The 15,494-nt window shown below is 35.0% G+C and carries 13 protein-coding genes and 1 tRNA gene; 9 read left to right on the top strand and 5 right to left on the bottom strand.

Features of this window, described 5'->3' with window-relative positions; genetic code table 11:
- The first annotated feature begins 29 nt into the window (after window positions 1-29).
- Both V3565_RS05435 and pncA read left to right on the top strand, forming a co-directional pair.
- On the top strand, window positions 30-575 hold the full coding sequence (locus V3565_RS05435) for a hypothetical protein (RefSeq protein WP_455478170.1): 546 nt from the start codon (window positions 30-32) through the stop codon (window positions 573-575).
- 39 nt (window positions 576-614) lie between these two features.
- A complete protein-coding gene (pncA, locus tag V3565_RS05430; protein ID WP_455478169.1) occupies window positions 615-1,223 on the top strand; it encodes a bifunctional nicotinamidase/pyrazinamidase in 609 nt (202 codons plus the stop codon).
- Window positions 1,224-1,294: 71 nt separating this feature from the next.
- Here the strand turns inward: pncA and V3565_RS05425 are convergent, their stop codons facing one another.
- The gene (locus V3565_RS05425; RefSeq protein ID WP_455478168.1) at window positions 1,295-2,323 is read right to left on the bottom strand and encodes a DUF475 domain-containing protein; all 1,029 of its coding nucleotides are present in this window, start codon (window positions 2,321-2,323) and stop codon (window positions 1,295-1,297) included.
- A 335-nt stretch (window positions 2,324-2,658) separates the two neighbouring features.
- Between V3565_RS05425 and V3565_RS05420 the strand changes: the two genes are divergently transcribed.
- Together V3565_RS05420 and V3565_RS05415 are read left to right on the top strand one after the other, a co-directional pair.
- On the top strand, window positions 2,659-3,198 hold the full coding sequence (locus tag V3565_RS05420; protein ID WP_455478167.1) for a helix-turn-helix domain-containing protein: 540 nt from the start codon (window positions 2,659-2,661) through the stop codon (window positions 3,196-3,198).
- 400 nt (window positions 3,199-3,598) lie between these two features.
- On the top strand, window positions 3,599-3,778 hold the full coding sequence (locus tag V3565_RS05415) for a YegP family protein (protein WP_455478166.1): 180 nt from the start codon (window positions 3,599-3,601) through the stop codon (window positions 3,776-3,778).
- A 720-nt stretch (window positions 3,779-4,498) separates the two neighbouring features.
- On the opposite strand, the gene V3565_RS05410 is transcribed toward V3565_RS05415, so the two are convergent.
- Window positions 4,499-4,572: transfer RNA gene (locus V3565_RS05410), tRNA-Ile, on the bottom strand.
- 171 nt (window positions 4,573-4,743) lie between these two features.
- Here V3565_RS05410 and V3565_RS05405 point away from each other — a divergent pair.
- A complete protein-coding gene (locus V3565_RS05405; protein WP_455478165.1) occupies window positions 4,744-5,475 on the top strand; it encodes an SIMPL domain-containing protein in 732 nt (243 codons plus the stop codon).
- Between the two features lie 39 nt (window positions 5,476-5,514).
- On the opposite strand, the gene V3565_RS05400 is transcribed toward V3565_RS05405, so the two are convergent.
- The 3 genes from V3565_RS05400 to dnaG form a co-directional block, all read right to left on the bottom strand.
- Window positions 5,515-5,976 carry a YcgN family cysteine cluster protein gene (locus V3565_RS05400; RefSeq protein ID WP_455478164.1) on the bottom strand — a complete coding sequence of 154 codons (462 nt, stop codon included), beginning with the start codon at window positions 5,974-5,976 and terminating at the stop codon, window positions 5,515-5,517.
- 410 nt (window positions 5,977-6,386) lie between these two features.
- Complete coding sequence (gene rpoD / locus V3565_RS05395) at window positions 6,387-8,399, bottom strand: RNA polymerase sigma factor RpoD (protein ID WP_455478163.1); 2,013 nt, start codon at window positions 8,397-8,399, stop codon at window positions 6,387-6,389.
- 368 nt (window positions 8,400-8,767) lie between these two features.
- Complete coding sequence (dnaG, locus tag V3565_RS05390; RefSeq protein ID WP_455478162.1) at window positions 8,768-10,687, bottom strand: DNA primase; 1,920 nt, start codon at window positions 10,685-10,687, stop codon at window positions 8,768-8,770.
- Window positions 10,688-10,809: 122 nt separating this feature from the next.
- Here dnaG and V3565_RS05385 point away from each other — a divergent pair, with 122 nt between their 5' ends.
- The 4 genes from V3565_RS05385 to ubiC all read left to right on the top strand — a co-directional run bounded on the left by V3565_RS05385 (window position 10,810) and on the right by ubiC (window position 15,371).
- A complete protein-coding gene (locus V3565_RS05385; protein ID WP_455478161.1) occupies window positions 10,810-12,036 on the top strand; it encodes a mechanosensitive ion channel family protein in 1,227 nt (408 codons plus the stop codon).
- A 62-nt stretch (window positions 12,037-12,098) separates the two neighbouring features.
- Window positions 12,099-13,790 carry a Na/Pi cotransporter family protein gene (locus tag V3565_RS05380; protein ID WP_455478160.1) on the top strand — a complete coding sequence of 564 codons (1,692 nt, stop codon included), beginning with the start codon at window positions 12,099-12,101 and terminating at the stop codon, window positions 13,788-13,790.
- A 425-nt stretch (window positions 13,791-14,215) separates the two neighbouring features.
- On the top strand, window positions 14,216-14,467 hold the full coding sequence (locus tag V3565_RS05375; RefSeq protein ID WP_455478159.1) for a GlsB/YeaQ/YmgE family stress response membrane protein: 252 nt from the start codon (window positions 14,216-14,218) through the stop codon (window positions 14,465-14,467).
- A gap of 385 nt (window positions 14,468-14,852) precedes the next feature.
- Window positions 14,853-15,371 (top strand): chorismate lyase, encoded by a 519-nt coding sequence (gene ubiC, locus V3565_RS05370; RefSeq protein ID WP_455478158.1) that lies wholly within the window; start codon window positions 14,853-14,855, stop codon window positions 15,369-15,371.
- Window positions 15,372-15,494: the final 123 nt, after the last annotated feature.

Here is a 15,494-nt window from a genome sequence, read left to right as displayed (position 1 = left end):
TAATCTCACAAGCCCCATTATGGTTCTGAATGCAAAAAAGCGTCCCTTTGAAAAAAAAAGCACAAATCTTTTTAGCTATACCTGAAACATATCACAAAATGTCATTTATCTTTTCCATACCAGACATAGAATTGTGCTTCTATCGTATTAAGCCCACTTATCAATGCAACATAATGCCACACAAAAAACCAATTCTTTATGCCCCCTCTTTTTTTGCTTTGTGGGCCTTACATTATGCAGTAGAAAACCCACACCTCTTTTCGTCAATTTTGTGTCATGGAAAACAATTGTATTCACCTCTTGCCTTGATGTTTCTAAAATTACGTTTACAAAATGACAAACGTCTTATGGGATCTGACGTACCAAGTCCCATGATTATGAAAGTCCTACACCAATATGTAGCTGTAAGTAACTATAGTTCCCTACCCATTGGTACATGGTTGCAATTAGTAAAAAACTACAAAACTAATTATCAAAATTTATCTCTTCCATTATTTTGGCTTGATCATTATAAAAATAACACTGATATTCACCGAATGATCATAAAACTTCAAGACGAGACTATAAGCTTTTGAAGTTAAAACAAAAAATACATCTCCTACAGGAATATATTCATGGAAAAACAAGCCTTAATTGTCATTGATGTTCAAAATGATTTTTTACCAGGTGGAGCACTTGCAGTACCACAAGGTGATATCATTTTACCTGCTGTCAATAATCTCATAGACCATTTTGATCATGTCATTTTAACTCAAGACTGGCATCCACAAAACCATTGCAGTTTCGCCTCTTCTTACTCTGGAAAAAAGCCCTATGATACAATCAATCTTAACTATGGTTCTCAAATACTTTGGCCTGATCACTGTATACGAGGAACAAAAGGTGCAGAATTTCATCCATCGCTCAAAATTGAGAAAGCGCAGCTTATTCTTAGGAAAGGCTACAATCAAAAAATTGACAGCTATTCTGCCTTTTTTGAAAATGATCAAAAAACACCAACAGGCTTACAAGTTTATCTCAAAGAAAATGGTTTTACAAAGCTTTCTATGTGCGGATTAGCAACCGATTTTTGTGTTGGATTTTCTGCACTGCATGCTATCAAATGTGGCTTTAAAGTATGCATTTCATTAAACGCATGTGCTGGTATTGATCTAAACGGATCGCTTAATATGATGCTGAAAACCATGAATGAAACCGGTGTAGAACTCTTAATGACATCTTAAAACACCTTGTTTTTTTTACTACCGCAATGATAATAAAAACTTTTAACTCACCTATACATAACATGCTCATTTTAATGGTGATGCTTAAAGCGAATAGAAGAATAAAGTGCCATCCCAATAATACAGACACCAACAAATCCCGTTAAGATTTCAGGAATAGATACAATAGTTTGTACATACATGATCATTGCAAGTACCAAGATCGCATAAAAAGCACCATGTTCCAAATAACGGTAATGCATTAATGTTCCTGACTCAACTAACATAATTGTTATAGAACGAACGTAAAATGCACCAATACCAAGACCAATTGCGATAATAAAAAGATTGTGCGAAAAGGCAAAAGCACCAACAACTCCATCAAAAGAAAAACTAGCATCCAAAATTTCTAAATAAAGAAATGATCCTGCTCCTCCCTTGGCAATCTTAGTTAAAGTAGTTTTAGAAGTATCCAAAAGAGAACCAACACCATCCACTACTATAAATGTCAAAAGACCATAAAGTGCTGCAAGCAAGAAAGTCCTTGTATCTTCTGTCGCAACAAATCCTGAAAAAAACAATATTAAAATCAAAGTGATTGCAATATCAATTCCAGTAAATGCCCCAAGCTTTTGGGCTGATTCCTCTATGCAAGACAACCAATGCACCTCTTTTTCAGGATCAAAAAAGTATCTCAAACCAACCATCATGAGGAAAGTTCCTCCAAAAGCGGCAATACCTACATGAGCATCTGTTAAGATTTTTGCATATCTATGTGGTTCCCATATCGCTAATTTTATTGCTGAAATTGGATTAATCCAAACAGCAGCAATAACAACCAATAACGGAAAAATAATCCGCATTCCAAAAACTGCTATCAAAATTCCCCATACCAAAAAACGACGACGCCATAACTGATCCATTTCACCAAGAATTCGTGCATTGATAATAGAATTATCAAAAGACAAAGAAATTTCTAAAATTCCTAACGCACAGCAAATAAAAAAATATTTTGAAAAGCCAGCAATATTTCCCGTTTCATACCAACCAATACCCCCTCCAAGAAAGACACCAACAATTGTGAAAAAAAAAGACCATCTAAAATAGCCTAACGGAGCCATGATTGTTCCTCAAAATTTATCTCTTTAAACTCATTCGCGCAAACCGAAAGATTGTACCTACCAATATAAAATAGAAATACACTCAGAAAATGTACATAGAATCTTCCCAAAAAAACAAAAGAATAATTAGTAAACGTATCTTTCATTTGAAATGAATGCTACTCTTAAATATTATACAATATAATAAATTAAAACTTGCTTCTTATTTACTAAAATTAATAAATAAAAAGAAATAAAAGTTATAAATATTGACATTGCATAACGAGGTATTAATACGTAGTGTACCTTTATTGGCAAAAATTGATACCATGATGATTTACTGAGGGAGATAATTCGTGGCACGTCCAGAAACTGAAGCAAAAACTATATTTGGAAAACGTTTACGTTATGTACGCCTCGCTTTAGGGGATCCATCACGTGAAGCATTGGCTAAAAGTTTTAGCATGACAAAAAACTCCATCGCTTTTTATGAGCGCGGGGAAAGAGAACCCAATCTTAGTGTTTTACAAACATACCGTACATTGTACGGAGTCAATATTAATTGGCTTTTAACTGGACAAGGAAAAATGTTTGATACCGAATATACTCAGGGTGACTTTGATTGGAACTATTTTATAAACAAAATCGAAAAATTTGAAAAAATTCTTACCAACAACGGTCATAACGAGAAACTAAGTCAAGAAGAAATAAAAAGTTCATATGAGAAACTGCAGCAGCATCTGCTAACGCAAAGCTCACCCAATGAACTAAATCTGAAATCTGCAACCTCTCTGATAGACATGAAAGCAAAGATGGCTAATTCCTATGCCCTGAGTCTATTCATTGATTTGCTTATTCGAAGTATATCACAAAAAGAGATTATTGCTAATCAATAAATATCAAAAGAGATAATAGAATAAATCCCAACTTTACTAGCGCGGAAAACGATTAGGATACCTCTTCCAATGCTAGTAAGGTTGAGTCTTTTTTATATTTTTTATAGTAAAATAATCGCATATATTTTCAACATCAACAAAACAATCTACTATTATAAGTACAAATACAGTATAATAGTTATTAAAATAAATCTGTTTAATAGCATTAAATACTATTCATATCTTATTGACAAGAAATATTTTCTTGTTACAAAATGTATTTTTCATAATATGACTGTGAAATCACAAAAAATAAGGAAAATATGTTGACTGATTACAATGAAGACATACTTAATTCTCATAAGTCAGATGGGTTGATACTTATCTTGTAAATCAATAACTATTTTATGAGGTAGGAAGCATGTATTTTGAAGTGTTTCAGGGGGTTCATAATCAATGGTACTGGCGTTTAATCTCAGGAGATGAACAAAAAATAGCTTTCTCTAGTAGAGGTTATCCAACAAAACAAGATATTCTAGTAAATATTGAACAAATAAAAGGAATTACATACAAAGCTATTATAAGGGAAATACAATCATAACAATTTTTACCATTAAAATGAAAATTGGTACTTTGTAGATTAAATTTATAATGAATTTTTATAATAAGCGGAAGGATAATTATTTTCGCGAAAGAGGGTTTTCATGCATTGCTATAATATGCTTATTAAGAAATAACCAAAAAACATTTTTATAAAAAGTATCGTTTCTAAATTAACGGTAGAGTTGTTATTTATTCTTATCACGAATAACAATAGGTCAGCATAAATAATGGGATATCAACTATAAAATAAATTTGCTGATGAATATTTATACATTTTCAAAATCAAAAAAAGCATATATTATTCTTTTTAGTAAGTTAAACAATTTCCAATATATTTATAATAAAAAAAGTACCATTTTTTACTTATGAAATTTAAATTTACGGTTATAGGCGAAAAAAACTAAAGATCTACATAACAGATCCAATCTAACCGAATTGTTTTAAATAAAATATGCAGAGAACACAATATCAATAAAAAGACTAGCCCTAAAATAGTCCTTCATATAGCATAGAATGAATTTACAAAACTTAATCGCCAAGCGTATTTCATAACTCTACTGAGATGCACAACAACAGTTCTGCTAAAACGATGAAATAAATCACAAAAGAACAAGCAAGCTAAAAAACAGAGTTTTCAAAACACAAGATAAACCAATAACAAAAAAAACCTCTAAACATCTAGATTATATAACATAATATAAATTTTATTAGGATAACGTGGGCCCGGAGGGACTCGAACCCCCAACCAAGCGGTTATGAGCCGCTGGCTCTAACCAATTGAGCTACAGGCCCCACAAGCCACCCCTCTCTAAACTAAAATGCATTACGACACAAGAGCTTACTTATAGTTATAAACTATCTTTTTCTCTGCTTCTATCGGTTTTTTTTCCTAGCGCCCTAATTTCTTTACAAGAACACAAAAAAATGAGAAAATTAATAAATCAATAAACAGAAGGAATAGATATGACAAAAATAATTTTCCATCCGTTATTAAATAATTATCTGATTAAAATAACTATAGTGGTACTCACATTATTAACCACTGTATTCTCTGCACACGCTGAAGAAAGAAAAAACTCAACTATCACTGTTACTGCAACTGGCGAAAGCCAAGCAGCACCTGATATAGCAATTATAAATCTAGCCATTATGACTTACGATAATACTGCTCAAAAAGCATTGGCATCCAATAATAAATCTATGAATGACGTTATAAATGCTTTAAAAAGCAATGGTATTCAGGCGAATGATTTACAGACATCAGACATCTCTATTTATCAATCTAACCCAGATAACAATAATGAAAAAAAGAATAATGAAAATCTTTATCACGTCTCAAATTTTTTGACAGTACGCATTCGCGATCTTTCAAATGCTGGTAAAATATTTGATCAAGCAATGGCATTTGGTGTTAATTCAGTTAATGGAATTACCTTTACCAACGCTGATACAAAGCCTTTTTATCAAGAAGCTCGAAAAAAAGCCATTGCTGAAGCCATCGAAAAAGCAAAAACTATAGCACAAGCAGCTAATTTAAAATTAGGAAAAATTATTGAAATAACGGAGGGTAATGGTCACTATAATCCAGCACCACGCTTCATGAGCAGTGCAGCAACAAGTTCTGCAGACACAAACTTTTCAGGTGGTGAATTAAATTACAATGTTACTGTCACTGTAGTATTTGCTATTGACTAAATTATATAATACTATTAATCGCAGCGTAAAACCGTCATATCATCGACCTTTGCATAAAAGACCGGTGATATGCCAGAGGTATTCTTCTTCAGATGACAATTCATCTTCATAGATATCTATCTTTCCACGTGCAGAAAATTGTGTTTGATGAACACTTTGATGATCTCCTGATACTAGTGGATGCCACCATTGAAGATCTTTCCCCTCATTAATCAGACGATAAGCACAACTTTCTGGAAGCCAACGAGCTGTTTTAATTGTCGCAATATCTAAAGATATACAATTCGGAACAATTGATTTACGATGAACATAATCCCGACACTGGCAGGTTTCCTTATCTAAAAGACGGCAAGCAACGTTAGTTGTATAGATATCACCGGTATCATCATCTTCCACCTTATGCAAACAACATTGCCCACATCCATCACAAAGACTTTCCCACTCATAAATGGAAATCTCTTCCAGTTTTTTTACTTTCCAAAATGGGAGCTTTTCACTCATAAATCGACAACATTTTTTTAAATAAGAAAACTTACCAAAACGTCAAAACAAAACCTAATCTTCTCAAGATCATATATTTTGTTTATTCAAAAATTATCCAATTCAATGCATTTTTCATATATTCACATAAGCTGCTTTTATGAATATTTTTATACAAGAAAAAATTTCTTTGTATATTAAAGAATTAATACGCATAAACATGAAGCATTACGAATACATAGCCTCTAATGACAGATTGCAAACAAATATAAAGCTAAGAGAAATTTTTAATACAACAAGCTCTATATAGATTATTCAGTGCCAAACCTAAACAACTCTTCAAGAAGCATTGCAAAAATTACATAATATACTTTCCATATATACTAAATAAAAAAAAAACAACGTGTCCTCAAGAATACATAATTATATCATCAAGAATCAAGAAAACTACGCAATTTGCGCGAACGACTTGGATGTTTCAATTTACGAAGCGCCTTTGCTTCAATCTGACGAATACGCTCTCGTGTAACTGAAAATTGTTGACCAACTTCTTCTAATGTATGATCAGTATTCATGCCTATGCCAAAACGCATTCGTAAAACACGCTCTTCACGCGGCGTAAGCGAAGCCAGTACTCGAGTCGTCGTATCCCGTAGATTAGCTTGAATAGCAGCATCAATTGGCAACAACGCGTTCCGATCCTCAATAAAATCACCTAAATGAGAATCATCTTCATCGCCAACAGGAGTTTCAAGCGAAATAGGTTCTTTTGCAATTTTAAGTACCTTGCGTACTTTTTCTAGTGGCATAGAAAGTTTGCTTGATAATTCTTCTGGTGTAGGCTCACGTCCAATTTCGTGTAAAATCTGTCGTGATGTACGAACAATCTTGTTAATTGTTTCAATCATATGAACAGGAATACGAATAGTGCGTGCCTGATCAGCAATTGAGCGCGTAATAGCCTGACGAATCCACCACGTTGCATAAGTAGAAAATTTATACCCACGCCGATACTCAAACTTATCTACTGCCTTCATTAGACCGATATTACCTTCTTGTATAAGGTCTAAAAACTGCAAACCGCGATTGGTGTATTTTTTTGCAATTGAAATTACGAGACGTAAATTAGCCTCCACCATTTCTTTTTTAGCAATTGTCGATTCACGCTCACCTTTCTGTACCTGCGTAACAATCCTGCGAAATTCGCCAATTGAAATAGCAGTTTCTTGTGCGAGATTTTGTATTTCACTGCGCAAATTTTGAATTTCTTTAGATTCACACACAGAGAATTCTTTCCAACCGCGCCCTGACAAAGTTGCAATATAATTTACCCAATCTGCATCCAATTCACGACCTTGGTATTCTTTTAAAAAATCTTCATGACTAACACCATAATGACCCGCAATTCGCTTTAATTTTCCCTCATTTTGGATCAACCTCTTGTTGATATCATAAAGTTGCTCAACCAACGCTTCAATACGGTTTTGATTTAAAGAAAGAGACTTAACCGCTTGAATCAATTTACCCTTCAAGTGAATACATTTTTTCTTCTGAGAAGGCGAAAGAGCTCCTTCTTTACACTCTGCCAAACTGCTTTCAACATGCTGATCTTGTAATTTGCGCAATTTCATATAAGTTTCAGCAATGAAATCCAATGTTTCCATGACTTGAGGACATAACTCACTTTCCATAGCGGCAAGCGATAGGTTTACTTCATCCTCATCATCCTCATAGTCATCTTCAACACCTATATTTCCAGTAACACCAGCCATATCACGTGCGCCAGAAAACGATTTTTCCTCTTTTATCTTTTCGACGGCATTCTGTCCAATAATAGGAGCCTGCTTAGCTTCTGGACCAGCATAAGTCATCTCAAGATCAATAATTTCACGAAGAAGGATACGCTGCTCTTTTAATTCTTCACGCCAAATAATGAGAGCCTGAAAAGTTAAAGGACTTTCACAAAGCCCAGCAATCATTGTTTCACGACCTGCTTCAATACGTTTAGCAATAGCAATTTCGCCTTCCCTAGAAAGTAATTCAACGGCTCCCATCTCACGTAAATACATACGTACTGGATCGTCAGTACGATCTGTTGCTTCACGCTTAGACGTCGTCGCAATTGCAAAATTAGTTGCCTCTACTAAATCGCCACCCTCTACCGTAATTTCCCTCTCATAATGCTCAGAATCAACTTCACTTTCATCATCCACTACATTAATACCCATCTCAGAGAACATCGCTAAGGTATCTTCAATTTGCTCAGATGTGACTTCATCAGGAGGAAGAACTGCATTCAATTCATCCATCGTGACATAACCATTTTTTTTTGCTAGTTTGATCATTTTTTTGATAGCATTATCAGAAAAGTCGATAAGGGGACTATCCAAATTTGCTTGGCCTGTTACTTCCATATTGTCTTTCTGTTTAACCTTTGTGGCCATACTATTAACTCCACTTGATCACTACACAGCTCCTGCGTGACCAGCTCTTTACATTCTCACTTAAGCGTATAAAAGCATTTCATATGTACTTACTCTTTGAGGAGATATCTATTGGAAAAGATACATTTTTTATATACTCCTCACTCACACGAAAACGCGGGAAAACCATAGAAGTTTCCCCGACACTTCTCAGCTTTTCTGAGACAATCTCCGTACCATACAGTAAGAACCAATTTCCCGCTTTTCCCAAATTTAGTCGTCATTCTTCATAAAAACGCCGACCTACATAGACCTATATAAATTTCCTCATACTAAGCTCTAGGTGACTGATTCGCAAAAAAAAAGCGAATCATTTTATCTTATCTTACTTATTCCCGCCTATTTTTTTCATCAAACAAACTTCCAAATCCTTCAATTAAAGCTTCCGTCGCTTGCATTCTCTCCAACTCAATCTTTATTTCATGAAGCAGATCAAAAACCTCATTATTAGGATTTTCGACAAGTTGTGCCTCAATATCTTGCAATCTCTTATGTAGGTGGTGTTCTTGAAGATGCAAGTAGATGGCCTGTTTTAATACAGTACGAATATCTTCTATAGGCGCCCCAATCAAGATAGCACGCATACCTATGCTCTCAACAAGATTTCTCATATTTTCTAAGAGAGATTTTTTTCCTCTTTTTTCCAAAAGAGAAACCATTGTCTCTTTATCATTATGATTTTGGTCCCCAAGAATTTCTAACATAGACTGATGAAGACTGATCAATTGAGTATTTTGCAACTCTAACTCAGAAAAAACTTCAAAATCTTCGTACCATAACTCAGGATAATAAGCTAAAATCAGTAAAATGACTGTCTCACGCAAAGGAATAGCGTGCGATAAATTGCGAACCATATCAAAGTCTGATAACGTAAAAAAAGACTGATCTTTAAATGCTCCATTTTTGAAATTCCGATCGTATCGCTCTCCACTTTTCTTTTTTGAAAAAGATGAACGAAAAAAATCAAAGAGCCGCTTCTTTATATCCTGTAGATAATAACGGCGTATATCTTCATCCTTGATCGTAAAAATTTGCTGTTTCAATTGTTTTTCTAATGCTGCCCGTGATTCCGGAGTTTCAAAACGCTTTCCATAGGTGGCTTTCCTCCATAAAAGGTCGATCAAAGGAATTGACTTTTGTAAAAAAGAAGCAAAAAGTTGTGTACCACCAGTACAAATAATTTCATCTGGATCTTTTCCCTGTGGCAATAAAACAAAACGCACAGACACACCAGTTTTTAAAAGAGGAAGCATACGATCAGCCACACGAAAAGCAGCTCTTAAACCAGCATGATCTCCATCAAAACACAAAATTGGCTCAGAATCCATCTGCCATAGAAGCCCCATTTGAGCTTCTGTTAATGCCGTCCCCAAAGGCGCTACCACTCCTTCAAAACCGGCTTTAGTTAATGTGATGACATCCATATAACCTTCAACAACAAGGATAGAATATTTTTTTTCATCACTAACAAATCGACTATTTTTTCGAGCAGAAGCCGCATTGTATAGTATACTTCCTTTATGAAATAGTACTGTTTCAGGGCTATTCAGATATTTTGCCCGCGTATTTTTATTTAACGCACGCCCTCCAAAAGCCACTACATTTCCACGCAAATCCTCAATGGGAAACATAATACGATTTCTAAATCTATCGTAAGAAACCGCACTATTCTCATCCGATATAAGAAGTCCACAATCTTCCATTTGTTTGATTAAAATACCGCGTGCACTTAAAGCTTCTTTTAAAGCTGTACGCTTAGACGGAGCAAAACCAATCCTAAAACGTTCAGCAATCTTTGGCGTTACACCACGCTCACCTAAATAATGGCGCGCCTGTGTACCTTCTTTACTGTACAAGTTATGTTGGAAAAAATCCGTAGCCATTTTCATAACGTCATAAAGATCAGCCTTTTCGATTTGACGTTGGTGGTTTTTCGCATTTAAAATAGGTAGCTTAATGCCGGCGAGATCAGCCAAACGCTCTACACTTTCTGAAAAGCGCAATCCATCAAGCTCGCAAAGAAAAGTGAAAATATCGCCACTCACACCACAACCAAAACAGTAATAGCGACCTTTATGATCATCACAATGAAAACTTGGAGTTTTTTCACCATGGAATGGGCAACAGCACCAAAAATCTCCTCGTGAAGGGTGGCTCTTTTTGGGATCGAACGTTACTCTTTGACTAATCACCATTGAAATTGGCAATCTAGTGCGGATCTCATCAAGGAAATCAGGCGGAAAACGCATAATCACTCACAGAATTCGAAATTCTTTTTTGCATATTTAACTACTTTAAAGCATAATTCCAATACGTTATCTTAAGCTATTGACAAATTTACAAGTGATCAATTCAGAAATGGAGATAAAAAGTGACAAAATTTCTTGTTCAATATCCATTGCTAGAACCTATTTCTTGGCTCATTTTCCTTATTCTTACCGCAATTTCAGTCAATTTTCTAGCACGAAACATGCTTATTAGGGTAGCCAAGCGCCTTTCTTCTTTTTTTCCCAAAAATACAGCCACCGATATTGAATATGCCATACAGTACATGGCTCATATTGCTGCGATCTTTATTCTCTCAACTGGTATCAATTTTATACCTACATTACCCCAAGTCTTCAGCACTATTGTCCGCAACGCTTCTAATGCCTTAATCATTTTTGTAATTGTCCTGACAATTTCTTCCTTATTCAATGTCATTAACATTATTTATGAACAACGCCCAACAGCGCGATTAAAGCCAATAAAAGGCTATATTCAAATCGCTAAAATCACGCTTTTTACCATTGCTGCTATTTTAATGGCAGCCATACTGCTTGATCGTTCACCTTTTATTCTATTGTCTAGTCTTGGTGCAATGGCAGCTGTTCTTCTTTTGATTTTTCAAGACACGCTTCTTTCATTCATTGCTGGCATCCAAATTTCATCAACCGATATGGTGCGCGTCGGTGATTGGATTGAAATCCCCAATCTAGGTGCAGATGGTAATGTCACTGAGATTGCGCTTCATTCCATTAAAGTTCAAAATTTTGATAAAACAATCGTTACAGTTCCTATACGTAAATTGGTAACCGATCCTTTCAAAAATTGGCGAGGAATGGAAGAATCAGGTGGAAGACGTATCAAACGATCCTTATTTATCGATCAATCAAGCATTCGATTTCATACCGCAGAAGAACAAAAATATCTTGCGCAATTTAATTTATTAGAAAGTTATTTTGCAAAAAAAATACCAGAAATAAACGAATGGAATTCTCAATTAAGTAAAAACTATGGCATTCCAGCCAATACCCGCCGCTTAACTAATATTGGAACTTTTCGCGCTTATACTTTAGCCTATTTGCAAAAACATGCAAATATTACACAAAGCATGACTGTAATGACACGACAATTACCTCCAACACCAAATGGTTTACCTATAGAAATCTATTGCTTTACCAATACGACTGTTTGGACAGAATATGAACGAATTCAAGCTGATATTTTTGATCATCTTTATTCTATTTTACCTGATTTTGGTTTAAAGATCTTTCAAAATCCAAGCGGTTATGACTTTATGCATGCGTTTGTGACAAAGCAAAATAGAAAAACCTAAATATATAAATACGTTAAATGAACCCCTATTTATAAAATAAAAAAGAAAGAGACAAAAGTATCATGAACGGATCATTGGTACTACTTCATCTTGCAGGTGCTATTTCCTTACTTCTTTGGTCAACACGTATGGTACGCACGGGAATTGGACGTGCATATGGTGACAAACTTAAATTCAAAATGCGTCAAGTCATGTCCAATCCATTTTTTGCTGTGAGTTTTGGACTCTTTTCAGCAATGATATTACAAAGCTCTACGGCAGTAACACTACTTGTTGGTTCTTTTGTTAACTCTGGTTTTGTCTCAAGTTTAGCAGGACTGATGGCCGTCCGTGGAGGAGAATTAGGATCAGCATTAGTTGTTAAAATTCTCTCCTATGACCTCACTACCATCGTACCCTTATGTCTTCTGAGCGGTACCTGTATCTTTATGATGACTGAAAAACGTGATTGGCGTCAAATAGGACGTATTGTCATCGGTATCGGCCTTTTAATTCTGTCGCTACAAATGATCAGTAAAGCCACAGAACCTTTACGAGACAGTGCAATTTTGCCTGACATCATCAGCTATCTTTCAACCGATCCTATTTCTTCTTTTCTATTGGCAGCAATATTGACCTACCTCCTGCATTCATCCATAGCTGGAATCATACTATTAATCAATTTTGCCAATTATGATCTCATAAATTCTCAATTATGTGTCATAATGGTTCTTGGCGTCAACTTTGGTTCTTCTCTAATAGCACCATTTTTAACACGCAACACCTCTCCCGATACTCGACTTGTTCCGTTAGGCAATTTACTCATGCGTGGAATTGGCTCGATCCTTATTCTTATTTTATTTCTCTTCTTTCAACCACCCATTACATGGCTTGGTGATGATGCCGCTGCTCAAGTCATTAATACCCACATTATTTTTAATGTTTTTATCCTCTTTGCTAGTATCCCTTTATCAAAATTAGTTTTAAAATTAACTACCAAAATTGTTCATGTAAGTACAACAAAAACGCAAACTGACAAAATTCTTAATCTATCTAATCAAACAGCTCTTGATGATAGCGTTATTGAACGTCCAACTCTAGCGCTTTCTAACGTCCTGCGTGAAGTTATCCATATCTGTGATCTTGTGGATATTATGCTAGAAAAAATTATAGAACTCTACGAAAAACCTGATCCAGATATCATTCATGAGCTTAATCAACTGAGTATCATATTAGATAAAAAGCATATTGCAATCAAACTTTATCTTGCACGACTAGCTGGACAAAAATTGTCTGATGAAGAAGCCCTTCAAACACAAGAACTTCTTGGTGCTTGTATAAAATTGGATCAAGCAGGCGATATCATTATTCATAATATGCTTATGCTGGTTAAGAAAAAACAACAAAAAGGCTTACAATTCAGTGATGAAGGATGGAATGACTTACTCCGTTTCCATACAATTGTTTTAGCCAATGCACATATCGCATTTAATGTGCTTGTCTCGCGGGATACACACACTGCGCATTTATTAGTACAGAAAAAAGATCAACTTAGAGATTTAGAAAAAGAAATGGATCTCAAACACTTTAAACGCCTCCGTGAAGGAGACCTCAAAAATGTAGTGTCATCAAGTCTTCATCTCGATATCGTGCGCGATCTAAAACAGATAAACTCTCTTTTAACCTCGATGATCTATCCAATTTTAGAAGCACAAGGATTACTTCAAAGTTCACGTCTACGCGATCCTGCTGAACCCAAAATGGCTAAACCTTAATTTAAAAATTACTTTAACAAAAATCTTAAATATCATTGATGCCGCACTAGAAAAGCTAATTTTGCCGATTGCTTTAGTCATGTCAGTTTAGTTTCTACCATATTTTCTTATATAAATAAAAAAAACCTACCCATAAATTTGCTTTTATACTTCCTAAATACCTTCAATGCATTCTCTTTTTACATTAAACCATCGCTAATTTCAGCACTTTTTACACCATGCGTGGCGTTATATGTACCTATTATTTTACAGATACTCTGCTACTTCATATTAGAAAAAACTAGCAAAATCAAAATGTTAATAACTACTCTAACAGGAATATATTCACGCACAGTAATGAAAATAGATCTTGACCTTTACAAAGCTTACCCTAGCTAGAACTGTTAGCTAGAATTAACAGTTATATTCAAGCAAAGGAGGGAATAATGGAAGATATAAACATCGGTTGGCTTGCAGCTATTATCATTGGTGGTCTTGCGGGTTGGGCTGCACAATATTTCATGAAGAGCAAAACAGGGATATTTTTAAACATCGTCTTGGGAATTATCGGAGCCGCATTAGCCAGCTTTCTTTTTGGAATTTTAGGTATTAATTTTGCTGGTTGGTTTGGCTATCTGATTTCGGGTTTTATTGGAGCCTGCCTTCTCGTATGGATAGGAAGAAAAATTCGACCATAAAACGTTTATTCTCTTTTTGGAGAAATCTCTTTAAAACTATTTAAGATTTTCAAACTATTTAAGATATTGGGATCTTTTTACTAACACTTTAAAAATCGCAACAATTGGTTGGAAAAGTAGCTGGCTACTCAATTATGTCACTGTTGTCATACCATTAAGCAAATTAACGAAAGATCCCAACAACCCAACAATTTGTCGTCAATGATTATTCTAATTATACCTCTATATTTATTTAAGGCAAAAAATAAATACCCCAAAAGTGATACCCTTCCTTTTATATCTTTTCTTTTGGAATCTTGCCACTTTTACATTTCTACATTATAATGGAAGACTTTATTTGTACTATCTAACACGGCAGGTAATATAATTTTAGGTATAAGACAACATGATATCTAATCTTCAGGATTCTATCTTACCGCCTCTAGATTGGCTGTCTGACCGGGATCCTCTAATACCAGATGACATTCGCGATTGGCTGATGGAAGTAGGATCCATGACACGTAGATTTGAAAACCATTGCACTGATTTACGTGTCGAACCACAACGTGAATGCTTTATAACACGTGATAAGCTAAAAGAAGAAGCTAAGCATCTTCCTGATAGCTCACGTTATTGGCTACGTGAGGTTATACTGTTAGGAGACAGCAAACCTTGGCTACTTGGGCGCACTGTTATCCCAGAAGAAACTCTATTTGATCACAATCAAGCACTAACAAACTTGGGAACTGTACCACTAGGGAACTACTTATTCAGTAGCGGAAAACTAACCCGTGACTACATTCATATCGGCAAAAAAGATGAGCTGTGGGCACGCCGCTCTCTCTTACGACTAGCAAATAAACCATTGTTACTAACTGAACTGTTTTTAGCAGCGTCACCACTATACACAAAAAATCTTATATAGATGAGATATAGTATAAGTTGCCATATTTATCTATCAGCAAAAAATTACTAATTCTCTTACTTTCAAACATTCGCCCACAATAACTTTTACTGAATAATTATACTCATGAATATTGCTCTATGG

It is taken from the genome of Bartonella sp. B10, from assembly GCF_053794435.1.
This window is presented reverse-complemented; position numbering and strand designations above follow the sequence as displayed.

Excerpts from the sequence above, each read along its gene's own strand:
- V3565_RS05435 (WP_455478170.1), top strand. The coding sequence starts at position 30 with ATGCAAAAAAGCGTCCCTTTGAAAAAAAAAGCACAAATCTTTTTAGCT.
- pncA (WP_455478169.1), top strand. The coding sequence starts at position 615 with ATGGAAAAACAAGCCTTAATTGTCATTGATGTTCAAAATGATTTTTTA.
- V3565_RS05425 (WP_455478168.1), bottom strand. The coding sequence starts at position 2,323 with ATGGCTCCGTTAGGCTATTTTAGATGGTCTTTTTTTTTCACAATTGTT.
- V3565_RS05415 (WP_455478166.1), top strand. The coding sequence starts at position 3,599 with ATGTATTTTGAAGTGTTTCAGGGGGTTCATAATCAATGGTACTGGCGT.
- V3565_RS05405 (WP_455478165.1), top strand. The coding sequence starts at position 4,744 with ATGACAAAAATAATTTTCCATCCGTTATTAAATAATTATCTGATTAAA.
- V3565_RS05400 (WP_455478164.1), bottom strand. The coding sequence starts at position 5,976 with ATGAGTGAAAAGCTCCCATTTTGGAAAGTAAAAAAACTGGAAGAGATT.
- rpoD (WP_455478163.1), bottom strand. The coding sequence starts at position 8,399 with ATGGCCACAAAGGTTAAACAGAAAGACAATATGGAAGTAACAGGCCAA.
- dnaG (WP_455478162.1), bottom strand. The coding sequence starts at position 10,687 with ATGCGTTTTCCGCCTGATTTCCTTGATGAGATCCGCACTAGATTGCCA.
- V3565_RS05380 (WP_455478160.1), top strand. The coding sequence starts at position 12,099 with ATGAACGGATCATTGGTACTACTTCATCTTGCAGGTGCTATTTCCTTA.
- V3565_RS05375 (WP_455478159.1), top strand. The coding sequence starts at position 14,216 with ATGGAAGATATAAACATCGGTTGGCTTGCAGCTATTATCATTGGTGGT.
- ubiC (WP_455478158.1), top strand. The coding sequence starts at position 14,853 with ATGATATCTAATCTTCAGGATTCTATCTTACCGCCTCTAGATTGGCTG.